The organism is Klebsiella sp. CD33 (genome assembly GCF_051992865.1).
GTDB lineage: Bacteria > Pseudomonadota > Gammaproteobacteria > Enterobacterales > Enterobacteriaceae > Klebsiella > Klebsiella pneumoniae.
In genome coordinates, this window is sequence record NZ_CP197023.1 from 4,660,806 (window position 1) to 4,681,753 (window position 20,948).

22 protein-coding genes and 3 pseudogenes are annotated in these 20,948 nt (G+C 58.1%); 6 read left to right on the top strand and 19 right to left on the bottom strand.

The features are described 5' to 3' along the window. Positions 1-12: 12 nt before the first annotated feature. From ACR809_RS22805 to ACR809_RS22845, 9 genes and pseudogenes are all read right to left on the bottom strand, one after another. A complete protein-coding gene (locus ACR809_RS22805; protein WP_004178372.1) occupies positions 13-1,167 on the bottom strand; it encodes a lactonase family protein in 1,155 nt (384 codons plus the stop codon). Positions 1,168-1,233: 66 nt separating this feature from the next. Continuing rightward, positions 1,234-1,974, bottom strand: coding sequence for a 2-dehydro-3-deoxy-phosphogluconate aldolase (gene dagF, locus ACR809_RS22810; protein WP_002886899.1), 741 nt, complete (start codon positions 1,972-1,974; stop codon positions 1,234-1,236). After that, positions 1,971-3,088: pseudogene (locus ACR809_RS22815) on the bottom strand (DgaE family pyridoxal phosphate-dependent ammonia lyase). Before ACR809_RS22815 ends, dagF begins: the two are co-directional and overlap by 4 nt. Then, complete coding sequence (locus ACR809_RS22820) at positions 3,072-4,205, bottom strand: amidohydrolase/deacetylase family metallohydrolase (protein WP_122051598.1); 1,134 nt, start codon at positions 4,203-4,205, stop codon at positions 3,072-3,074. Before ACR809_RS22820 ends, ACR809_RS22815 begins: the two are co-directional and overlap by 17 nt. Before the next feature lie 105 nt (positions 4,206-4,310). Then, positions 4,311-4,955: a DUF4310 family protein gene (locus ACR809_RS22825; protein WP_004152267.1), complete on the bottom strand. Its 645-nt coding sequence runs from the start codon at positions 4,953-4,955 to the stop codon at positions 4,311-4,313. 13 nt (positions 4,956-4,968) lie between these two features. Next, positions 4,969-5,745 carry a DUF4311 domain-containing protein gene (locus ACR809_RS22830; protein ID WP_002886897.1) on the bottom strand — a complete coding sequence of 259 codons (777 nt, stop codon included), beginning with the start codon at positions 5,743-5,745 and terminating at the stop codon, positions 4,969-4,971. 21 nt (positions 5,746-5,766) lie between these two features. Continuing rightward, positions 5,767-6,066, bottom strand: a pseudogene (locus ACR809_RS22835) (DUF4312 family protein). Between the two features lie 2 nt (positions 6,067-6,068). Further along, a complete protein-coding gene (locus ACR809_RS22840; RefSeq protein WP_002886895.1) occupies positions 6,069-6,431 on the bottom strand; it encodes an SFCGS family glycine-rich protein in 363 nt (120 codons plus the stop codon). 10 nt (positions 6,432-6,441) lie between these two features. Beyond that, positions 6,442-6,780: a PRD domain-containing protein gene (locus ACR809_RS22845; RefSeq protein ID WP_002886894.1), complete on the bottom strand. Its 339-nt coding sequence runs from the start codon at positions 6,778-6,780 to the stop codon at positions 6,442-6,444. Positions 6,781-6,883: 103 nt separating this feature from the next. Between ACR809_RS22845 and ACR809_RS22850 the strand changes: the two genes are divergently transcribed. After that, complete coding sequence (locus ACR809_RS22850) at positions 6,884-7,015, top strand: hypothetical protein (RefSeq protein WP_014908079.1); 132 nt, start codon at positions 6,884-6,886, stop codon at positions 7,013-7,015. Positions 7,016-7,069: 54 nt separating this feature from the next. Here the strand turns inward: ACR809_RS22850 and cybC are convergent, their stop codons facing one another. Both cybC and pmbA read right to left on the bottom strand, forming a co-directional pair. Next, positions 7,070-7,456, bottom strand: coding sequence for a cytochrome b562 (gene cybC / locus ACR809_RS22855; RefSeq protein ID WP_002886893.1), 387 nt, complete (start codon positions 7,454-7,456; stop codon positions 7,070-7,072). A gap of 36 nt (positions 7,457-7,492) precedes the next feature. Beyond that, positions 7,493-8,845: a metalloprotease PmbA gene (gene pmbA, locus ACR809_RS22860; protein WP_004152265.1), complete on the bottom strand. Its 1,353-nt coding sequence runs from the start codon at positions 8,843-8,845 to the stop codon at positions 7,493-7,495. A 95-nt stretch (positions 8,846-8,940) separates the two neighbouring features. On the opposite strand from pmbA, the gene yjgA reads away from it, so the two are divergent. Next, a complete protein-coding gene (gene yjgA, locus ACR809_RS22865) occupies positions 8,941-9,492 on the top strand; it encodes a ribosome biogenesis factor YjgA (RefSeq protein ID WP_004177664.1) in 552 nt (183 codons plus the stop codon). A 455-nt stretch (positions 9,493-9,947) separates the two neighbouring features. Here yjgA and ACR809_RS22870 read toward each other — a convergent pair whose 3' ends face one another. After that, complete coding sequence (locus ACR809_RS22870) at positions 9,948-10,064, bottom strand: hypothetical protein (RefSeq protein ID WP_032413232.1); 117 nt, start codon at positions 10,062-10,064, stop codon at positions 9,948-9,950. Between the two features lie 184 nt (positions 10,065-10,248). Here ACR809_RS22870 and ACR809_RS22875 point away from each other — a divergent pair, with 184 nt between their 5' ends. Continuing rightward, entirely contained in the window at positions 10,249-11,457 is a 1,209-nt protein-coding gene (locus tag ACR809_RS22875) for an aldose 1-epimerase family protein (RefSeq protein WP_019704693.1), read from the top strand. Positions 11,458-11,500: 43 nt separating this feature from the next. Here ACR809_RS22875 and ACR809_RS22880 read toward each other — a convergent pair whose 3' ends face one another. Further along, the gene (locus ACR809_RS22880; RefSeq protein WP_002886889.1) at positions 11,501-12,028 is read right to left on the bottom strand and encodes a GNAT family N-acetyltransferase; all 528 of its coding nucleotides are present in this window, start codon (positions 12,026-12,028) and stop codon (positions 11,501-11,503) included. 68 nt (positions 12,029-12,096) lie between these two features. Continuing rightward, the gene (gene mpl, locus ACR809_RS22885; protein WP_002886886.1) at positions 12,097-13,470 is read right to left on the bottom strand and encodes a UDP-N-acetylmuramate:L-alanyl-gamma-D-glutamyl-meso-diaminopimelate ligase; all 1,374 of its coding nucleotides are present in this window, start codon (positions 13,468-13,470) and stop codon (positions 12,097-12,099) included. A gap of 175 nt (positions 13,471-13,645) precedes the next feature. Here mpl and fbp point away from each other — a divergent pair, with 175 nt between their 5' ends. After that, positions 13,646-14,644: a class 1 fructose-bisphosphatase gene (gene fbp, locus ACR809_RS22890; protein ID WP_002886827.1), complete on the top strand. Its 999-nt coding sequence runs from the start codon at positions 13,646-13,648 to the stop codon at positions 14,642-14,644. 42 nt (positions 14,645-14,686) lie between these two features. On the opposite strand, the gene yjfF is transcribed toward fbp, so the two are convergent. From yjfF to ytfQ, 4 genes are all read right to left on the bottom strand, one after another. Further along, positions 14,687-15,685: a galactofuranose ABC transporter, permease protein YjfF gene (yjfF, locus tag ACR809_RS22895; RefSeq protein WP_004178367.1), complete on the bottom strand. Its 999-nt coding sequence runs from the start codon at positions 15,683-15,685 to the stop codon at positions 14,687-14,689. Then, positions 15,672-16,697 carry a galactofuranose ABC transporter, ATP-binding protein YtfT gene (gene ytfT / locus ACR809_RS22900; RefSeq protein ID WP_004152011.1) on the bottom strand — a complete coding sequence of 342 codons (1,026 nt, stop codon included), beginning with the start codon at positions 16,695-16,697 and terminating at the stop codon, positions 15,672-15,674. The genes yjfF and ytfT overlap by 14 nt, the downstream gene beginning before the upstream one ends. Positions 16,698-16,707: 10 nt before the next feature. After that, positions 16,708-18,210: a galactofuranose ABC transporter, ATP-binding protein YtfR gene (gene ytfR, locus ACR809_RS22905; RefSeq protein ID WP_002886772.1), complete on the bottom strand. Its 1,503-nt coding sequence runs from the start codon at positions 18,208-18,210 to the stop codon at positions 16,708-16,710. A 123-nt stretch (positions 18,211-18,333) separates the two neighbouring features. Beyond that, positions 18,334-19,290, bottom strand: coding sequence for a galactofuranose ABC transporter, galactofuranose-binding protein YtfQ (gene ytfQ, locus ACR809_RS22910; RefSeq protein ID WP_002886769.1), 957 nt, complete (start codon positions 19,288-19,290; stop codon positions 18,334-18,336). A 403-nt stretch (positions 19,291-19,693) separates the two neighbouring features. On the opposite strand from ytfQ, the gene ppa reads away from it, so the two are divergent. After that, complete coding sequence (gene ppa, locus ACR809_RS22915; RefSeq protein WP_015959301.1) at positions 19,694-20,224, top strand: inorganic diphosphatase; 531 nt, start codon at positions 19,694-19,696, stop codon at positions 20,222-20,224. 74 nt (positions 20,225-20,298) lie between these two features. Further along, positions 20,299-20,481 (top strand): annotated as a pseudogene (locus ACR809_RS22920) (hypothetical protein); the annotation flags it as partial. Positions 20,482-20,603: 122 nt separating this feature from the next. Here the strand turns inward: ACR809_RS22920 and ACR809_RS22925 are convergent. Beyond that, entirely contained in the window at positions 20,604-20,948 is a 345-nt protein-coding gene (locus ACR809_RS22925; protein ID WP_002886724.1) for a gamma-glutamylcyclotransferase family protein, read from the bottom strand.

Genomic DNA, 20,948 nt, shown 5'->3' on the forward strand with positions numbered 1-20,948 from the left:
TGTAATTACGGCTCAGGGTTGGGCGGATATCACCATCTGCGATGGGCTACCGACCGGCGTATAGTCGGAGGCAAAGGTTAATTTGCCATCCTTCGGCGCCACGCTGAAGCGGGTAATATTATCGCTACGCTGGTTCATGACGTACAGCCACTGCCCCTGATTATCCAGCGTCAGGGTGCGGGGATAATCGCCACGCGTCCAGATATCTTCCTGGTGACTCAGGCTGCCGTCGGCCAGCACTGTGAAGTGGGCAATGCTGTTATGCAGGCGGTTGGCGACATATAGCTGTTTGCCATCGTTGCTCAACACAAGTCCGGCGGCAAAGCTGGTGCCTTTATACCCTTCCGGCAGCGCGGAGACAGTTTTGCCTTCACGCAGCAGGCCGCTTTGCTTATCCAGATGATAGAAGGTCAGCGTCGACGCTTCCTCATTAATCAGCCACAGGCCGTCGCCCTGTGGCGTAAAGACGAAGTGGCGCGGGCCGGCTCCCGGCGACGAGGCGGCGATAAACGGCGGATCGTTCGGCGTCAGCTTGCCGCTGGCGCTATCCAGCCGGTACTGATAGATCCGATCCAGCCCCAGATCGGTAGAGTAAACGTATTTCCCGCTGGGATCGGCGGCGATCATATGGGCATGCGGGCCGTTGTGATCGCTGATGGCGAAGCTGCCCTCGACGGCCGCCGCCGGGCGTTCGGCGCCTGCCGGGCCTTCATCCTGATGCCTGTCCACCGCCTCAGCCAGGCTACCATCTTCTTGCACCGGTAGCACGGCGATACTGCCGCTGACATAGTTAGCCACCAGCAGATGCTTACCGTCCGGCGTCAGGGAGAGATACACCGGCCCGGCGCCGCCGGAGGCGACCTGGTTGAGCGCGGTCAGCTCGCCGTTCTTTTCAATGCGCCACGCCTGCACCACGCCTTTTTCGACTTCACTGGCGGCATACAGCGTTTTGCCATCGCGCGACACGGTTAACTGCGCGACGTTCGGCAACGAGCTCACCAGCGTCTTATCGCGCAGGGCGCCGGTTTTGGCATCGACGGTAAAGCGATACAGACCTTCGCCATTGGGGTTATAGGTGCCTACCCAGGCATAGTGGGTTTGCGCGGCGCCCGCGGCGGCGGCAAACAGGGACAGTGAAGCGACAAGCAGATGACGAGCGACAGGCATAGCAACTCCTTGATGGTTCAGTGGGATAAGCTGCTCCTCACCCTTTGAGGGTGAGGGACAAGGGCACTACTTCACTAACTGTTTGGTCATCTCCAGCAGCTGGCGAACATCGGCCGGGCGGGTGTTGCCGCTGGCTTTATCGATAATCGAGCTGTAAATATGCGGGATGATTTTGCTTACCCCGGCATCGAGGGCGATTTTCAGGATCTCGCTGTAGTTTTCCAGATCGATACCGCCGGTCGGCTCGAGCCAGAAATCGTGCGCGGCGCAGGCTTTAGCGACGGCTTCAAACTCGGCGCGGTGCTTCAGGCCGCCCATCGGGAAGTATTTGATGGAGCTGCCGCCCATGTCTTTCAGCAGCGCGATGGCGGTTTCCAGCGGCACAATGCCATCCGCCGCGCCGCTGCTCAGCGGGCCGGTGGAGATCTTCACCATTCCCGGCGTACCGGTGGGAGAGACCAGGCCGTTGACCACCGTCTCGTTCTGCCCGAGCAGCGCGCGGCTGGTGGCCACGCCGGTGAAGACCTGGTTGACGTGCTGCGGCTGCACCTGGCGAGAAATCTCGCTCACCATCGCCGACTGGTTTGGATCGCCTGCCCCCAGCCCGACGGAGAGCGCGTTATCAATAAGCTTCGCGTAGTCGCGCATATCGGCCACCGCGCTGGCGACGTCCGGATAGTTTTTGGAGAGCACGCCGACCAGGACGTGACCTTCCGCCGCGTCGTAAATTTCACGGGCGTTGTCTTTGCTGCCCGCCAGGACGTTCAGGCACACGCGGTCACGGTAAAAGTTTGGGGTCAGTTTCATGCTTGTTTCTCCTTATTCAGAACTTCTGCGATGCGGCGAGCGACCACCGCCAGCTGCTCCGCGTTTACGCTGCGGACATCGGCTTCGATAATGCCTTCATTCGCTTTATAGCCGCGGAAGTAGATGGCGTATTCGCCCTGCTTCAGCGCGTTAACCAGATCGCCGGTCTTCACGCCGGTCGTGACTTCATCAAATTTAATTTCGGCGCGGGCGATATCGCGGCCCGCGCTGTCCCACACCACCCGCGCGGTCACGCCGTTAAGCGCGTTGAGCTGTTCGATAAACGGCGTCATCTTCGCCACCATCTGCTCGCCGCTCTCTTTGCTCGCCGTCAGGTAGTGTTCAATGGCGCAGGTCAGGCCGAGAATGCCCTCTTTACCCACTTTCATCGCCCGGCCAATCCCCATCGACAGCGCTTAACCCACTCGACGTACTGCGTTTTGCCGATCACCAGCCCGCTGGTCGGCCCTTCAATCGCTTTCGCGCCGCTGTAGATAACCAGGTCGGCGCCCATGCGGTAGTAGCACTGCAGATCTTCTTCCGCCGCCGCATCGACGATCAGCGGCAAGTTATGCTGGTGCGCCACTTCCGCGGCCTGCGCCACGTTGAGCATGCTTTTCTGCACGCAGTGGTGGGATTTGATATACAGAATTGCCGCGGTGCGCGGAGTGATCGCCGCCGCCAGCTGTTGGGCAGAACATTCGTTGGCGTAGCCCGCTTCCACCAGCTTACCGCCGCCCAACGCCACCATCGTGCCAACCGGCGCGCCGAAGTTGACGTTGTGGCCCTTCGGCAACACGATTTCGTTATTTTCAATCGGCGTAACGTGCAGGTTCTCCAGCAGCCAGTCGCTGTCTTTCACCAGCACCGCCGCTACCGACTGGGCAATCCCCGCCGATGCGCAGGAGACAACGGTCGCCCCTTCCACATCCAATAGTTTGGCGATGTACTCGCCGGTTTTATTCACCAGGTCTTTCATTTCAAAGTACTGGTTCATACCGGCCATCGCGGCTTCAACCACTTCCGGGCGCGGTGTGGAAACGCCCAGCGCCGTCATGCGGCCAGAAGTATTAATCACCTGTTTTAAATGGTATTTCTCAAAAATCGAAGGCATGTTCCGCGCTCCCTTGTTCGGTCAGATAGCCTTTGCCCGCGCGGATCGCGGCCAGCGGCACCAGAATGTTGTCAGCCTGCAGGCTCTCTTTTTCGGCATCCACCAGCAGCGAGGGCCGGTGCTCCAGGCGAAATAGCGTTAAATCGGCGTCGAAGCCCACTTCCAGCCGCCCTTTACGCGACAGGCGCAGCCCTTCTGCGGCGCTGACGGTCACGCAGTCAATCACCTGCGGCAGCGTCATGCCGATGGCGAGGAATTTCGACATCACCAGCGCCAGCGAGCGCACCGGGCCGTCGATCCGGTTGCGGCAGTAAATATCGGAGCTAATGGTGTGCGGCAGAATGCCCAGCGCAATCGCCCGCCGCGCCACCTCAAAGCTGAAGCTGGCGGTGCCATGGCCGACATCGAGACGCACGCCGCGCTGCAGAGCGCGAGTAATAGAGCTGCGCAGCTCGCCGGCAGGATTCAGAATGCGGTTCGGCTTGCCGTTATAGCAGTGGGTAATGATGTCGCCGCTGCTCAGCAGATCGGCGATTTCATCGAGGTTCGGCGGGTTATTGCCGATGTGCACCATCAGCGGCAGATCGTCGTTTTCCTGCTGAATGGCCTTGGCGCGCGCCAGCGGCGTAATGCCGTTTTCGCCAACGACGCTGCTGCTCATCCGCGCCTTCAGGCCGACGATAAAGTCGGGATAACGCTGCACCGCCTGCTTCACCGCGGCGGCGTCGATATTGGCCATATTGGCCAGCTCATTCTGCGCAATCAGCCCGACGCGGGAGATGTTGAGCAGCGCATAAACTTCCGTCGCCGCTTTACGGGTCAGTTGATAGAAGTCATCGACGTCGTCGGCGCCGGTGCTGCCGGCATCGATCACGGTGGTGACGCCGGTGGCGATGCCGACGCTATCCGGCTCATCGTGATAAATCGGTGAATTCGGGTAGCAGTGAACGTGAGAGTCAATCCAGCCAGCGCTGACGTAAACCTTGCCGTTCAGCTCAATGGTTTTACGGGAGGGCGCGCTAATCTCGCCCAGCGCCGCGATTTTCCCGTCCTGAATGGCGATATCAGTCAGGGTATCGTCGACGAGGCGCGCGCGGCGCAGGAGTAAATCAAACATAGCTATCTCCTGATGAAAAGAGTGTACGGATGGCGGCGTACCGCCTTATCCGGCCTACAAACCGCGCTGGCTTGTAGGCCCGATAAGCGCAGCGCCATCGGGCGCTTAGCTAATCGCCACCGGGAAGATGGAACCGAGGATCATCGCCCCGAGGATGGCGCCGCCGGTGATCGGTTTCTGCCAGATGTAGAACAGCAGTGCGCCAACCAGCGAGCCAATCCCGATAGGAATCGAGGCGGTCATTGCGCTGAGGATGATCAAGGGACCGAGGAAGCGGCCGGAGGCGTTACCGGCCCCCATCATCACGTCGGCGCCGTAGGTGGAATCGCTCTGGTTGATGGTGAACTTACGCGCCAGAATGATGATGTAGCCCACCGCCAGGCCGAGGACCAGGCCGGTGACCAGCGACGCGGCGAAGTTCGCCACCGGGAAGACAAAGCCCGCGCCGAGCAGCAGCGCCGGCACGCCAAGACCGATACCGGTCTGTATCGCGCCGCCGATATCGAGGATCCCTACCAGCGACCCTTCGATGATGCGGGCGAAAAGGAAGCTAGCGCCAAACGCCGCCACCGCGCCGTAAACGCCGGTATCAATCCCCGACTTCAGCATCGCCACGAAGGCCACTTCGTTAAAGGCGCCGATGCCGTACAGGTAGTACATGTGGGTCCCGGCGAAGACGCCGGAGGAGAGCAGGCCAACAAAGATCGGGAACGACCAGTCGGCATACCAAAAACCTTTATTCTGTTCCATTATCCGGCTCCCGTTACTTGCCGCTGAGTGAGTTGTGGATCATGTCCAGCCAGTTCGGCACGGTCAGATGGAAGGATTCGATCATCTTCATGTCGAAGCCACGGAAGAAGCCGCTGAGGACAAACAGCGCGACGATGGCCACCATCATCACTTTAGTCACCCGGTTCCAGCCGCTCTCTTCGACGCCTTTACCGATCAGGATCCCCAGCACCAGACCCGGTACGGCGTTACCCATAATCAGCTGCGCGGCGCCGCCGAAAATCGTCGCCCAGAAGCCTGATTTTTTACCGGCATCGATCGCCGCCAGCCAGAAGATCACCGGCATCACGGTGTTCACCAGCAGGTTTGCCGCCGGCACCAGTACCTTAACGGCGGTCACCTGCAGCGCTTCCGGTACGGACGAGGCGGTCAGGTTGAGGAAGGCGACGACAATCATGCCGATGATGCCGCAGGAGATGGCCATTTTTTTCGGATCGTGCAGCGTTTCGCCGACGTTACGATTTTTCAGCATCAGCGCCGCCGCGCCCCAGTTGGGTATAATGCGGTGGTCAACATCCTGGGTGAAGGAGCCTGCTGCAACGGAAGAGGCCCAGGCGTTAAAGAAGAAGCCAAGGCCAAAGGAGAAGTGGGAGGCCGGATCGCCCTCACAGGAATTCAGCTCGCCCAGGGTTCGAAACGCCCCCATCCCCTGCGTGGTGGGGGCATGAAACATGCGTGCCGCTCCGGCGCCCACGCCGACGCCGACCAGGCCGCCGATGATAAGCGATTTTATTAAAATTATCAGGAACATAGTCAGACCTTTTGCTAACAATCAGGTTTGCGTGACGAAATCCACTTTATCGAGATCGATGGCGGTCACGTTGACGGTGACGTCCAGCTCCACGCTTTAGGTCCGTCGTTCACGGCGCAAAAAGAAGAACAGAAACGCCTCTTTTCGTACCGCTTCGCGCGCATGAACAACCGTCACGTCCTGTGGCTCAATACGCAGTAGGATGCGCGAGGATGATTTCATCACCGCAGCCTGCACATGGTTCAGGGCATCGGCGAAGGCCCGTGATTTGCTTTCGCCTTTGCCGGCAACCCTCACCGTGGTGGTGAATTGCTCTTTCATACTTATGCGCCGTATTTCTTTTTCCAGGCTTCTACCAGCCGCTCGCCCAGCTCTTCTTTATCCATAAAGCCGAAGCCCAGCACGTTGCAGCCTTCGTTGATAGCGGTGACGCCCTCATCAATAGAGCGCATACCGTATTTTGCTTTGTAGCCGTATTTGGTCTGGGCGGTGATGGCGCCGGCGCCGCCGCTGCCGCAGAAGGAGATGCCGAAGGTGGCGTTTTCCGCTTTCATTATGTCGCCAAGCTTCATGTCGGCCGCAACGCCAGGGACGACCACAGCACGTGCGCCCGCTTTTTCAGCGCCTGCGGCGACTTTTTGGCCTTTACCCAGACGGTCGCCAATGACTACAGTGATTTGTTCCATGTTTTGCTCCTTACAGGTTATCTTTCGCGACTTCGAAGTGGACGGAGAGCAGCCAGGCCTCTTCATCAGGCAGGTTGCCGAACTGTGCGACCACTTCGCGGGCCAGCATCATTGAATCTTCAGAAATTTCTTCGAACAGACTGGCATCCACTTCCGGTAGCGGTTCGCCGCTGATTGACCGGTGGGCCATGGCCCGCACGTGGGAAGTCAGCATTTGCTCCTGAACGTCGTTAGGGACGATGTCGTGACGGCTTAACAGGGCGAATACCTGCTGTAACATCTTGTCAGCCAGGCGTTCGGTCTGCGCCGCCTGCTCCCCTACGTCGTTTATTACCGCTCCGTTATTCACTTGTGTTACCCCGCTGATGTCTCTGGAAATCAAGGTAGCGCCGGGGGACAGGAGTTTGTAGCGAGTTGTTTTCCACTTCGAAGTGGAAAGGGAGGCGGCAGGGGTGATCGACCCCACATATTCACAGGGAAAAGGTAAAAACGACGGCTATGGCGTGAGATGTATCACAACAATGAGCGTGGACAAGGCGCCCGCGGCAGCGGAAAGGCCGGAAAAAGAGAGTGGAAAAATGTGATATCGGTAGGCTTTCAGGTGGGAGGCATCGGCTGATGCCTCCCGAAAAGAACGGTTAGCGGTACTTCTTATGATAGGTATTGCGGGTGGTTTTAAACTCCTCCGCGGCGGCCTGCGCCTCTTTCACCTTGCCTTCGTTCGCCAGCTTCAGCGCACCGTCGATCTGGCCGATCAGAATATCCAGACCGTGACGGTAATCTTTCATCTCAGCGCTGTCGGCCGCTTTGCCTTCCAGCTTCGGCGGGGTCTCTTTCTGAGCATCGACCGCGGCGGTACGCATCTTATTCAGCGCCGCTTTCAGCTCGCCGGCGTCGGAGGTCTTCTGTACCACTTGCAGGTTTTCTGCCAGAGTGTCCATGTCTTCGCCCAGGTCGGCGAAGGCCGACGCTGAACCGAGCGCAAAAGCAGAGACAGCCAGCATCGCTAACAGTTTTTTACGCATTGCTCACTTCCTTTTTATTATTTAAGCAAACAGGTGTTATTGCCCGGCGATTTTCATCTCCGGCAGCAGCACAGAACCGCACTGAATGTTGCTGCGCGTTTCAATATCATCGCCAATGGTCACGATATTACGCCACATTTCTTTCAGATTTCCTGCAATGGTGATCTCACTGACAGGATATTGAATTTCGCCGTTTTCTACCCAGAAGCCGGATGCGCCGCGTGAGTAGTCGCCGGTGACGCCACTGACACCCTGCCCCATCAGTTCGGTAACCACAAGGCCGGTGCCCATCTCTTTAAGCATCTTTGCAAAACTCAGGCCGCGGCCGTTAATGCGCCAGTTGTGGATGCCCCCGGCGTGGCCGGTGCTTTTCATCCCCAGCTTGCGCGCTGAGTAATTGGTCAGCAGCCACTGGGTCAGCACGCCGTCTTTGACGATATCGCGACGTTCGGTGCGCACGCCTTCGCTGTCGAACGGCGTGGAGGCCAGCCCTTTCAGCAGGTGCGGATGCTCTTCAATGGTCAGCCACTCCGGCAAAATTTGTTTGCCCAGCGAATCGAGCAGGAAGGTCGATTTACGGTAGACCGCGCCGCCGGCAATCGCTCCGACCAGGTGGCCAAACAACCCGGTCGCCACTTCGTTGGCGAAAATAACCGGCGCCTTCATGGTCGACAGCTTACGCGGCGCCAGGCGTGACAGGGTGCGGCGGGCGCACTCTTCCCCGACCCATTCCGGGGACTGCAGATCCTCGATCGCCCGGCCAATGGTGTAGGCGTAGTCGCGCTCCATATCGCCGTCATCTTCCGCAATGACACAGCTGGAGAGGGAGTGGCGAGTCGAGCAGTAACTTTGCAGCATGCCATGGCTGTTGCCGAACACTTTGATGCCGTAGTGGCTGTTAAAGCTGCCGCCTTCGGTGTTGGTGATGCGTTTATCGGCCTTCAGGGCCGCTTGCTCCGCGCGGGCGGCCAGTTCGATAGCGTCGTCCGGGGAGACCTCCGCCGGGTGGAACAGGTCCAGATCCGGGGCGTCAAAGGCCAGCAGATCTTTATCGGCTACGCCGGCAAACGGGTCCGGGGAGGTATAGCGGGCGATATCCAGCGCCGCCTGCACGGTGCGGGCGATAGCGTCCGGGCTAAGATCGGTGGAGGAGGCGCTGCCCTTGCGGTTCTGATGGTAAACCGTGATGCCTAATGCCCCATCGCTGTTGAATTCTACATTCTCCACTTCGCCATAGCGGGTGCTGACGCCGATGCCCGTGGTTTTGCTGACGGAAACTTCCGCACCATCAGATTTACCTGCCGCCAGTTCCAGTGCCGTGGTAACGGCTTCTTCCAGCGTCTTACGCTGCTGTGCAACTTGAGAGATGACTTTCATTGCTAATGCCATAATGTAAGAAGGAGTTAACTGAAGTCTAACAGAGAACCGTTTTTCAGTGCGCGCCTTAACTGGTAACATTAGCCTCTTTTTTTAAGGAGCCTGAGATGACAAAGCAGCCCGAAGACTGGCTCGACGACGTGCCCGGTGATGACGTTGAAGATGAAGATGATGAAATCATCTGGGTCAGTAAGAGTGAAATTAAGCGCGACGCGGAAGAACTGAAGCGTCTTGGCGCGGAACTCGTTGACCTGGGGAAAAACGCGCTGGATAAAATTCCGCTGGATACCGACCTGCGCGACGCCATCGAACTCGCCCAGCGAATCAAAAAAGAGGGTCGCCGCCGCCAGCTACAGCTTATCGGCAAGATGCTGCGCAACCGCGATGTCGATCCGATTCGTCAGGCGCTGGACAAGCTGAAAAACCGTCACAACCAGCAGGTTGCGCTGTTCCACAAGCTGGAGCAGATCCGCGACCGACTGATTGACGACGGGGATGACGCCGTCGCTGAAGTGCTGAACCTGTGGCCAGATGCTGACCGTCAGCAGCTGCGTTCGCTGATCCGCAATGCGAAGAAAGAGAAAGAAGGCAACAAGCCGCCGAAATCGGCGCGCCTGATCTTCCAGTATCTGCGTGAACTGGCGGAAAACGAAGGCTAAGTCCCGCTGTTTTTGCCCGCAATAGTCTCCCGGATGGCGGCGCGCTGCGCCTTATCCGGGCTACGGTTCCCTATATCAAACGGTTACTCAACACCGTAGGCCCGCGCAAGCGCAGCGCCGCCGGGCAAGCTGTACCAGACCCCGTTCCCGTCGTCGTGCCGGATGGCGGCTACGCCTTATCCGGCCTACGGATCCCTGTATATCAAACGGTTATCCAACACCGTAGGCCCGCGCAAGCGCAGCGCCGCCGGGCAAGCTGTACCAGACTCCGTTCCCGTCATTGTGCCGGATGGCGGCTACGCCTTATCCGGCCTACAGAGCCCTGTATATCAAACGGTTACTCACACCGTAGGCCGGCGCAAGCGCAGCGCCGCCGGGCAAGCTGTACCAAACCCCGTTCCCGTCGTTATGCCGGATGGCGGCTACGCCTTATCCGGCCTACCTTCACCCCAGCTCTAAGGCTTGCGCCAGCAGGGGGATTCCCGTCGCATCGCCTGAGTCCCCTCATCCGCACAACGATGCGTTTGTTTATAGCCTGACTTATCAAGCTGAATCGTTAAAGCTAAAAACAATATAGATCACATATCCTGGTGATAAATACGTATTACTCAGCAAAATAATACGACTTTCATCTCATTTAACATCATAAAAACGGCCACTTTCTCACCAGGTGAGGCGCTTCACATTTTAATCACCCCCATGCCGGTAGATTTCACACGTCAATGACACAATCGATTCAGCAAAAAGGGGATAAAAATGAAAAAGACATTGGTTCTGACGACGATCGCCCTGCTGGTTTCCGGCTCGGCCGCGGCAAAAACATGGGTGCTGACGAACGCTGAAGAGGGGATGGATAAAGGAAACTGGCAGATCAACAGCGATCAGCTGAAGGTGAAAGATCATGCGTTCAGCATTGAGCAGAAAGTCCTGCACGGCGGTAAGCAGGAAGGCAGCAAAATCCTTACCATTCACAGTAAAGACGGCCTGACCATTACCTTGAGCCCGACACGCGGCATGAACTTACTGCGTATTGAGGGTTTCGGCAGCCGGATGGGCTGGGATTCGCCGGTTAAAGAGGTCGTCAACCCGGCGTTTATCAACCTGGAAAGCCGCAATGGCCTCGGCTGGCTGGAAGGATTCAACGAGATGATGGTCCGCTGCGGCTATGAATGGACCGGCCATCCGGTGACCGCGGACGGGCAAATTTATACCCTACACGGCAAGGCGGGCAACACTCCGGCCTCTCTGGTGGAGGTGGAGGTGGCCGACAGCGCGCCGTATGAAATCCGCATCCGCGGGCTGGTGAAAGAGAGCACCTTTAAAAAAGCCGATCTGCAGACCCTGACCGAACTGCGCTACGTCCCGGGCAGCAACAGCTTCAGCTTACATGACGTCTTAACCAACCATGCCGACTATCCGCATGATTATCAGATCATCTACCACAGCAACTTCGGCACCCCGATCCTCGAAGAAGGCGCGCGTTTCCTCGCCCCGATCTCCAGCATCAGCCCGTTCAATGATTACGCTAAGAGTGGGTTAAAAACCTGGCAAACCTATCAGGGACCGACCAAAGATTTTGACGAGATGGTATTTAATATTCAGCCGCTGGCCGATGAAAATCACCAGACCCTGGCCGCGGTGGTCAACAAAGCGGGCGATAAAGGGGCCTCTATTCAGTTTGATACCCGTCAGCTGCCGGTCCTGACGCTATGGAAAAACACCGATACCGTCAAGCAGGGCTATGTCACCGGTATCGAACCGGGGACCAGCTACGCCTATCCAGTCACCATTGAACGCGAACAAAAACGCGTGAAGCAGCTGCAGCCGGGCGCCAGCGCGCAGTTTGATCTAACCTACACCCTGCTGCACGACAGCGCCCAGGTAGCCGCCGTTGAGCAGAAAATCGCTAAGATTCAGGGCGATAACAAAGTCGCGGAGAACGAGACGCCGATCGCCAAAGAGTAACAGCGCCGCCAGTCGAATGCCCGGAGCGGTACGCCGAGCCGGGCTACTCCCGCCCCATCACCTCGTGCCCGAGATCCCGGGCAAACTGCTGATACTGCCGCTCATCGATCGGCTGCGGGTAGCTCAGCACCAGCAGCTCATGATCCGCAATGCCCTGATGATAGCTCGGGTGATGATGCGCCCAGGGATTAGCATGGAACCCCATCGACTGATAAAAGCGCAGCCGTTTATGGGCGATGGCCGTGGTTAGCGGATCGATTTCCAGAATGGTCAGCGGGGCGCGCGTCAGGATCTGCGCCAGCAGCTGTTTACCATAGCCGCGGGAGCGCAGCGTGTCGTCGATCGCCAGATGTTCGATATAACCGTAGCCGGCAAACTGCCAGCAGCCGCTGAGGCCGACAAAGACGCCTTCATCGAACCATGCTTCCAGCGCGTAGCGCGGGTGGCTCAGCGCCTGACGTTTGGCCTCGCTTTCGCGCTGCTCGTGCCACGGAAAGGCGCGCGCGTAAAGCGCGTCCAGCATGGCGAAATGGGGCGAGTCGGTAGAACGTACGCTTTCGCAGGTCAGCATCACACAATTCCTGGTAGCTAAAATAAAACTGCCCTCACGCGGAGGGCAGTTACCGGAGGCGTACGCGCTTATTCAGCCGCGGCCGCTTTTTGCGCCAGCTTATCCAGCAGCTTCTGATGAATACCGCCGAAGCCGCCGTTGCTCATCACCAGGATATGGTCGCCCGGGTGGGCGGTTTTGACCACCATCTCCGCCAGGGTATCGACGTCGGCGCTCCAGTGGGCCGGCTGGACGCAGGCTTCCGCCACTTCCGCCACCTGCCACGGAATATGCTGCGGCTGCAGGAGGAACACTTCATCGGCGCGGCCGAGAGACGGCGCCAGATCGTCCTTGCAGACGCCCATTTTCATGGTGTTAGAGCGCGGCTCCAGCACGGCGAGAATGCGCGCGGTACCGCCTACTTTACCGCGCAGCGCCTGCAGCGTGGCGAGGATTGCCGTCGGATGATGGGCGAAATCGTCATACACGGTGACGCCGTTGGCTTCGCCCCGCAGCTCCAGGCGACGGCGGGCGTTGATAAAGCTGCCCAGCGCGTTCGCGGCATCCGCCGGCAGCACGCCGACGTGACGCGCCGCGGCAATCGCCATCAGGCCGTTATGCATATTATGCTCGCCGACCAGCGCCCACTTCACTTCGCCGACCTTTTCGCCGTCGAGTAAGACTTCCCACTGCGAGGCGTCGGCGTTCAGTTTTTTCGCCTGCCAGTGGCCCTGCTCGCCCACCAGCTCCTGCTCGCTCCAGCAGCCCATCGCCATCACCTGCTTCAGGTTGATGTCGTTCTCCGGCAGGATAATTTTGCCTTTGCCCGGCACGATGCGCACCAGATGGTGGAATTGTTTCTGAATCGCCTTCAGGTCATCAAAGATGTCCGCGTGGTCGAACTCAAGGTTGTTGAGGATCAGCGTCCGCGGGCAGTAGTGAACAAACTTGGAGCGCTTGTCGAAGAAGGCGCAGTCATATTCGTCGGCTTCAATGACGAAGAACGGGCTGTCGCCCAGGCGCGCGGAGACGTCGAAATTGCCCGGAACGCCGCCAATCACGAACCCCGGTTTATAGCCGCAGGCTTCAAGGATCCAGGTCGCCATGCCGGCAGTGGTGGTTTTGCCGTGGGTCCCGGCGACGGCCAGCACCCAGCGATCGCGCAGCACGAAGTCGTGTAGCCACTGCGGGCCGGACATATAGGGAATATTATTTTCCAGCACCGCTTCAACGCACGGGTTGCCGCGAGTCATGGCGTTACCGATGATCACCAGGTCCGGCCGGGGCTCCAGCTGGCTGGGGTCATAGCCCTGAATTAAATCAATCCCCTGGTTTTCCAGCAGGGTGCTCATCGGCGGATAGACGTTAGCATCCGACCCCGTTACCTCATGACCGAGGGAGCGCGCCAGCATGGCCAGCCCCCCCATAAACGTGCCACAGATTCCTAAAATATGAATGCGCATTCGTCATTTCCTTTTCTTATCCGGGGCACATTTTACCCATATCCCGGGCCCTGGCGAAATGCATTTCAGGCGAATCTGTATTTTGCTGGCGCGATTCACCTGTGCGCACTTTTTTGATTCTTTGTTAAGATTGTTGCGTTCGTTTTACTCAACATAAAAATGCAGGGAACGAGTTATGAAAACGTTAGGTGAGTTTATTGTTGAAAAGCAGCACGAGTTCTCCCACGCCACCGGTGAGCTGACTGCTTTGTTGTCAGCAATAAAGTTGGGCGCCAAGATCATCCACCGCGATATCAACAAGGCCGGTCTGGTCGATATCCTGGGTGCCAGCGGTGCTGAAAACGTTCAGGGCGAGGTTCAGCAAAAACTCGATCTGTTCGCTAATGAAAAATTAAAAGCCGCACTGCGAGCACGCGATATTGTTGCCGGGATCGCCTCTGAAGAAGAAGATGAGATTGTCGTCTTCGAAGGGTGTGAACACGCCAAATACGTGGTGCTGATGGACCCTCTGGATGGCTCCTCTAACATCGACGTTAACGTCTCTGTCGGTACGATCTTCTCTATCTACCGTCGCGTGACGCCTGTCGGCACGCCGGTGACAGAAGAAGACTTCCTGCAGCCGGGCAACAAGCAGGTGGCCGCGGGCTATGTGGTCTACGGATCGTCGACGATGCTGGTGTATACCACCGGCTGCGGCGTTCATGCCTTCACCTACGACCCGTCCCTTGGCGTCTTCTGTCTATGCCAGGAGCGTATGCGCTTCCCGGAGAAGGGCAATACCTACTCCATCAACGAAGGCAACTACATCAAATTCCCGCAGGGCGTGAAGAAGTACATTAAGTACTGTCAGGAAGAGGACAAAGCGACTCAGCGTCCTTATACCTCTCGCTATATCGGCTCGCTGGTGGCGGACTTCCACCGCAACCTGCTGAAAGGCGGCATCTATCTCTATCCGAGCACCGCCAGCCACCCGGAAGGCAAGCTGCGCCTACTGTATGAATGCAACCCGATGGCCTTCCTCGCCGAACAGGCGGGCGGTAAGGCCAGCGACGGTAAAGAGCGTATTCTGGATATTATCCCGGAAAGCCTGCATCAGCGTCGCTCCTTCTTCGTCGGCAACAACCACATGGTAGAAGACGTCGAGAACTTTATTAAAGCGTTCCCGGACGCCTAAGCGCCCTGCCCGCTCCTCCCGCGCCTGCGGGAGGAGCATTTCTTAGCGACTCCCCGCCCCGCTCACCCGCGTCACCGCCGCATTCTGCCGATTTTCCCACAGCACGGTCAGCCCACGCTGCAGCGCGATAAAGATAAACAGCAAAATGCCGATGGCGATTTTCGTCCACCATGAGCTGAGGGTGCCGTCGAAGTTGATGTAGGTCTGAATCAGCCCCTGGATCGCCACCCCGAACAGCGTTCCCAGCACGGTACCGACGCCACCGCTTAGCAGCGTACCGCCGATCACCACCGAGGCAATCGCATCCAGCTCGACGCCGACGCCCGCCAGCGCATAGCCCGCCTGGGTATAAATGGAAAAGACGATCCCGGCCAGCGTCGCCAGTCCGGTGGAGAGCATATAGATACGGATCGTGGCGCTGCGAGTCGAAATCCCCATCAGATTCGCCGACATGGCGTTGCCGCCGATGGCATACACCTGGTTGCCAAAGCGGGTGCGATGGGCGACAAAAATACCGGCCACCACCACCAGCAGCATCAGCAGTCCCATGGCGCTGAGACGACCGCCGCCGGGAATGGTCCATGCCAGCCCGGACAGGGTGTCGTACACTGGGTGGTTAATCGGAATCGACTCCTCTGACACCAGATAGCTCACGCCGCGCAGGAAGAACATGCCGGCGAGGGTGATGATAAAGGCCGGGATCTTCAGGGCGTCAATCAGCAGCCCCATAAACGCGCCGAAGGCGCAGCCCATCACCAGCACCAGCGGAAAGGCCACCAGCGGCGAGATTCCCCAAAAGCCAATCGCTTTGGCGAGGAAGACGCCGGTAAAGGCGATCACCGACCCCACCGACAGATCGATCCCGCCGGAGAGGATCACGAAGGTCATGCCCACGGCGATGATCCCGAGGAAGGCGTTATCCGTCAGGATATTGCAGATCACCCGCGTTGAGGCAAAACCGGGGAACTGAGTCAGGCAGTAGAGGTAGCCCAGCACAAACACCGCAAGGGTGATCATCAATGGTAAATTACGTTTTATCATGGCCGCGTACCCCTTTCAGTAAACCGATAAAGCGCGGCGACTGGACAATCAGTACGCACAGCACCACCACCGCTTTCACCACCTGGTTGAGCTCCGGCGGGAAGCCGGAGAGCAAAATCCCGGTGTTCATTCCCTGGATAATCAGCGCCCCCACCACCGAGAGCAGCAGGTTAAAGCGCCCGCCCATCAGCGAGGCGCCGCCGATGACCACCGCCAGAATGGCGTCCAGCTCAAGCCATAGCCCGGCGTTATTGGCATCCGCGCCGCGGATGTCCGCCGCCACGATGATCCCGGCGATCGCCGCGCAGACGCCGCTCAGGACATAGGCCAGCATCACCACGATGCGGGTATTGACGCCGGCGTTTTTCGCCGCGCGGATGTTGATCCCTACCGCCTCAATAAACATGCCCAGCGCCGTTTTACGGGTAAACAGCCAGAACAGCAGCAGCGTAGCGGCGGCGACGATCACCGGCGTCGGAAACAGCAGAAACGATCCGCTGCCGAGCCACGCCAGGGCCGGGGAATCAAAGGTGACGATCTGCCCGGCGGTGATCAACTGCGCCACCCCGCGCCCGGCCACCATCAGGATCAGCGTCGCCACAAAGGGCTGGATCTTAAGGACCGCCACGAGGATGCCGTTCCACAATCCGGCCAGCGCGCCCGCGGCCAGCGCGGCCAACAGCACCACCGGCAGGCTGTGCCCGGCGACGGTCATCGAGGCGGCCGTCGCGCCGGCAATCGCCATCACCGCCCCTACCGACAGGTCGATGCCGCCGGTGGCGATCACCAGCGTCATGCCAATCGCCAGCAGCGCCACCGGCGCGGCGCGGTTGAGAATATCGATCGGGCTGCCAAACAGGCGGCCATCCTGGAGCACCACCTGATAAAAATGGGGCGCCACCAGGCTGTCTACCAGCAGAACCAGCAGCAGGGCAATAATCTGCGGGGTGCCCTTCGGCCAGGTGAAGCGTCGCTTCTCCGGGCCGGTTTGCGAAAGAGATCGAGGCATCATGGGTTACTCCTTATGCCGCAATAGCGTTCATGATCGCCGGAACAGAGAGCTCGGCGAGCGGGATCTCCGCCACTTGTCGGCGATCGCGCAGGATAATGACCCGATCGGCGTAACCCACCAGCTCCTCCAGTTCAGAAGAGATAACCAGCAGCGCCAGGCCATCGGCGCAGAGGGTTTCAATCAGGCGAATAATTTCCGCATGGGCGCCGACGTCGATGCCGCGGGTCGGCTCATCGAGGATCAGGAACTGCGGTTTGGTCAGCAGCCAGCGGGAGAGCAGCACCTTCTGCTGGTTGCCGCCGGAGAGAAACTCGATCGGCTGCTCGGCGCTCGGGGTACGGATCCCCAGCTGGCGAATAAAGCGCTCGGCGATCTCATTCTGCTCCCGGCGGGGGATCGGCCTCAGCCAGCCGCGCTGCGCCTGCAGGGCGAGAACGATATTTTCCCGCACCGAGGCAGCGGCGATAATGCCGTCGGTTTTGCGATCCTCCGGACAGAAGCCGATCCCGAGGCAGGACGCCTGATGCGGGGAGCGCAAGGTCTGAGGTTTGCCTTTGATCCACGCCTTCCCGCTGTCCGCCGTTTTAATGCCGAAGATCACCTCGGCGGTTTCCGTGCGTCCGGAACCCAGCAGGCCGGCGAGGCCTACAATTTCGCCCGGGCGGACCTGCAGGTCGAACGGGGCGATGGTTCCTTTTTTACCGTAGCCTTCAAACGCCGCTACCGGTTTATCGCTCAGCAGGGTACGGCCCGCCCGCTGCAGGGCATTGTGGTCCAGTTCGCGACCCAGCATCATTTTCACCAGCTCAATCTGCGGCAGCTCGCGGGTCTCACGGCAGCCGACGAAGCTGCCGTTACGCAGCACGGTGATGCGGTCGCTGACCGCATAGACCTGGTCGAGAAAATGGGTGACGAAGATCAGGCTGACGCCGTTATCCCTGAGCTGGCGCATCAGGGTGAACAGCATCTCCACCTCCTGGGTATCGAGGCTGGCGGTGGGCTCGTCGAGGATCAGCACCTTGGCCGACAGGTCGATGGCCCGACAGATAGCGACGATCTGCTGCATCGCCACCGAAAAGCGGTTCAGCGGCTCGCGCACGTCGAGGGAAAAGCCGTAGGAGGCCATCAGCGCCGTCGCCCTGGCCTCCATCTCTTTACGTCGCAGCAGACCAAACCGCCGCGGCTCACGGCCGATGAACAGGTTATCCGCCACCGACATATTAGGCAGCAGGTTCACTTCCTGGTAGACGGTGCCGATCCCCAGCTGCTGGGCATGGGCGGTATTTTTGGGCGAAATAGCCTGGCCTTCCAGCCAGATAGTGCCGCGATCGGCATGGTAAACGCCGGTCAGCGCTTTGATCAGCGTCGATTTTCCGGCGCCGTTTTCGCCCAACAGGGCCATGATTTCGCCGCGCCGCAGGCTAAAGTTGACGTTATCCAGCGCCTTAACGCCGGGGAAGAATTTACTAAGTCCTTCGGTGCGAAGGATCTCCTGGTGTGCCTCGGCGCTCATAATCGATGTCACCTTCAAATGATGTCAGGTTACCCCGGGTCGCGCTGGGCTTCCCGGGGTTTCTGGAACGCTGCTTTTTACCCTCTCCCACCGGGGAGAGGGATGGAATGAGGGGCTCCCCACTCAGTAGCCCATATTTTTCTTCTTCTCTAACTCTTCTTTCGCCGTATCCGGCAGATACAGCGTCGATTTGGTGATGGTCAGCTTCTCCGGCAGGGTGCCGTCTTTTTTATATTTCTCCAGCGCATCGAACGCCGGGCCGGCCATATTTGGCGTCAGCTCGACGCTGGCGTTGGCTTCTCCGGCGATCATCGCTTTATAGATATCCGGCACGCCGTCGATGGAGCCGGTCAGAATATCTTTGCCCGGCTTCAGACCAGCTTCTTTAATGGCCTGGATGGCGCCGATGGCCATATCGTCGTTATGAGCAAACACCATGCAGATGTTTTTGCCGTTATTCTCAGCTTTGATAAAGCTCTCCATGACCTCTTTCCCTTTACTGCGGGTGAAGTCGCCGGACTGGGAGCGGATAATTTTGATATTCGACGCTTTGGCAATCGCGTCGGCGAACCCTTTCTTACGATCGATGGCCACGCTGGCCCCAACGGTGCCCTGCAGTTCAACGACGTTACACGGCTTACCGTCGACGGTTTTCACCAGCCAGTCGCCAATCAGCTGGCCTTCCAGCACGTTGTTGGCGGTCACGGTGGTCATGTAGAGATCTTTATCTTTAACATCAATGGAACGGTCGAGGAGGAAAACCGGGATCTTGGCCTCTTTCGCCTCTTTCAGCACCGGTTCCCAGCCGGTGGCCACCACCGGCGCAATGAAGATCGCGTCGACCCCTTGAGCAATAAAGGAACGCACTGCTTTGATCTGGTTTTCCTGTTTTTGCTGACCATCAGCGATCTTCAGGGTGATACCGCGCTTGGCGGCCTCCTCTTTCGCGACGCTGGTTTCCGCCGCACGCCAGCCGGATTCAGAACCGACCTGCGAAAAACCTACGGTTAGCGGGGCAGCTATCGCCATAGACGACATAGCTGCGGAAACTGCTGTGACAAGAAGTAAGCGCTTCCACATAAGGGTATCCTCGTAGGGTTATTGTTGGTTAAAGTCTCACCTGCGGACAAACTATAGACAATCGGTGATGTAACTGAATGCGTTACATCACACTTCAAAAAAGTAAATGAGATGTTAATGATGGCCCTACTGCCCAGCGGAGAGCCGATAAGGCTTCGCAGGGAGCGCGGCTGTTGCGGTTTATGACGTTTTTTTAAGCAGTATGATAAATCAATCACATGCAATGAAAACGGTTACATAAATTTATTCATGATGTGGCTATGTTTATGGATTTTCATGTCATTATTACGCGAAAAATTCGGAGCACTCTGCGGCGATATCGGGAAAAAGAAGCGAAGACTTTCGATGTGAGTTGGCTATAATACCGAGCACTTGTTTGCCATACATTTTAAAGGAAACAGACATGAGCTTACTCAACGTACCTGCGGGCAAAGATCTGCCGGAAGACATCTACGTCGTGATCGAAATCCCGGCGAACGCAGATCCTATCAAATACGAAGTCGACAAAGAGAGCGGTGCACTGTTCGTTGACCGTTTCATGTCCACGGCAATGTTCTATCCGTGCAACTACGGCTACATCAACCACACCCTGTCCCTGGACGGCGACCCGGTTGACGTGCTGGTCCCGACTCCGTACCCGCTGCAGCCGGGCTCCGTGGTCCGCTGCCGTCCGGTTGGCGTTCTGAAGATGACCGACGAATCTGGTGAAGATGCGAAACTGGTTGCCGTACCGCACACCAAGCTGAGCAAAGAATACGATCACATCAACGATGTGAACGACCTGCCGGAACTGCTGAAAGCCCAGATCACTCATTTCTTTGAGCACTACAAAGATCTGGAAAAAGGCAAGTGGGTTAAAGTCGACGGTTGGGACAACGCGGAAGCGGCGAAAGCCGAAATCGTTGCCTCTTTCGAGCGCGCTAAGCAGAAGTAATTCTGTCTCAGGCAGGGTCATCCCCTGCCTGATTGCGGCACGGATAGCCGCGATAACACCATGGAGGGTGTCCCGTGAAAAGCATTCGCTATTTCACCCTTAACTTTTCTGGCTTCACGACCGCCGCCTGTGAAAAACAGGGGTATCTGCGTCTTATCGCCGGCGACCATGTCTTTTATACCGATAAACGCTATTTTAACGACCCCTCGCTTTTTGACCACCTGACGATCAATCAGCCTTTGCATCCTGGCGCCCGTAGCTATTGCTCGCGCTGACGATGCTGGCTTCCGTGAAGTGGATGGTGAAGGATTATCTTCCGCTCTGGTAAGAAGGTGGGCGCAGGAAAAAACAACGCCACCCGAAGGTGGCGCTGTCGTGGTTAATACTGGTCGCGATCCAACCAGTTGCCGTTCGCTATCAACGTACAACCCTCAACGGAACGTTGATAGACATACATCCATGCGCTGCCGTAAGGCGTCTGAATCAGGTGGCGCGCATACTCGCCCCCCTTGGTGCGCAGCGCATCCAGTTCGGCCAGCGTCGATGCATCAATACGATAAACTTCACCATGTACTGTGCCTTCGCCGGGCACCGCGCCTGGATAGTGGCCCAGGCTGTACAGCTGATAATCGTCGACACTATGAGCGCCCAGCCACTGGGCGTTGGTCATCCAGTGGCTGTTGCCTTGTTTGCGTCGTAAACTGCCGTAAACAAATATTCGCAT

Excerpts from the sequence above, each read along its gene's own strand:
- yjgA (WP_004177664.1), top strand. The coding sequence starts at position 8,941 with ATGACAAAGCAGCCCGAAGACTGGCTCGACGACGTGCCCGGTGATGAC.
- ACR809_RS22880 (WP_002886889.1), bottom strand. The coding sequence starts at position 12,028 with ATGCTGACCTGCGAAAGCGTACGTTCTACCGACTCGCCCCATTTCGCC.
- ACR809_RS22805 (WP_004178372.1), bottom strand. The coding sequence starts at position 1,167 with ATGCCTGTCGCTCGTCATCTGCTTGTCGCTTCACTGTCCCTGTTTGCC.
- ACR809_RS22840 (WP_002886895.1), bottom strand. The coding sequence starts at position 6,431 with ATGGAACAAATCACTGTAGTCATTGGCGACCGTCTGGGTAAAGGCCAA.
- ACR809_RS22820 (WP_122051598.1), bottom strand. The coding sequence starts at position 4,205 with ATGTTTGATTTACTCCTGCGCCGCGCGCGCCTCGTCGACGATACCCTG.
- ACR809_RS22925 (WP_002886724.1), bottom strand. The coding sequence starts at position 20,948 with ATGCGAATATTTGTTTACGGCAGTTTACGACGCAAACAAGGCAACAGC.
- pmbA (WP_004152265.1), bottom strand. The coding sequence starts at position 8,845 with ATGGCATTAGCAATGAAAGTCATCTCTCAAGTTGCACAGCAGCGTAAG.
- ppa (WP_015959301.1), top strand. The coding sequence starts at position 19,694 with ATGAGCTTACTCAACGTACCTGCGGGCAAAGATCTGCCGGAAGACATC.
- fbp (WP_002886827.1), top strand. The coding sequence starts at position 13,646 with ATGAAAACGTTAGGTGAGTTTATTGTTGAAAAGCAGCACGAGTTCTCC.
- ytfT (WP_004152011.1), bottom strand. The coding sequence starts at position 16,697 with ATGATGCCTCGATCTCTTTCGCAAACCGGCCCGGAGAAGCGACGCTTC.
- ACR809_RS22875 (WP_019704693.1), top strand. The coding sequence starts at position 10,249 with ATGAAAAAGACATTGGTTCTGACGACGATCGCCCTGCTGGTTTCCGGC.
- ytfQ (WP_002886769.1), bottom strand. The coding sequence starts at position 19,290 with ATGTGGAAGCGCTTACTTCTTGTCACAGCAGTTTCCGCAGCTATGTCG.
- ytfR (WP_002886772.1), bottom strand. The coding sequence starts at position 18,210 with ATGAGCGCCGAGGCACACCAGGAGATCCTTCGCACCGAAGGACTTAGT.
- cybC (WP_002886893.1), bottom strand. The coding sequence starts at position 7,456 with ATGCGTAAAAAACTGTTAGCGATGCTGGCTGTCTCTGCTTTTGCGCTC.
- mpl (WP_002886886.1), bottom strand. The coding sequence starts at position 13,470 with ATGCGCATTCATATTTTAGGAATCTGTGGCACGTTTATGGGGGGGCTG.
- ACR809_RS22830 (WP_002886897.1), bottom strand. The coding sequence starts at position 5,745 with ATGTTCCTGATAATTTTAATAAAATCGCTTATCATCGGCGGCCTGGTC.
- yjfF (WP_004178367.1), bottom strand. The coding sequence starts at position 15,685 with ATGATAAAACGTAATTTACCATTGATGATCACCCTTGCGGTGTTTGTG.
- ACR809_RS22825 (WP_004152267.1), bottom strand. The coding sequence starts at position 4,955 with ATGGAACAGAATAAAGGTTTTTGGTATGCCGACTGGTCGTTCCCGATC.
- dagF (WP_002886899.1), bottom strand. The coding sequence starts at position 1,974 with ATGAAACTGACCCCAAACTTTTACCGTGACCGCGTGTGCCTGAACGTC.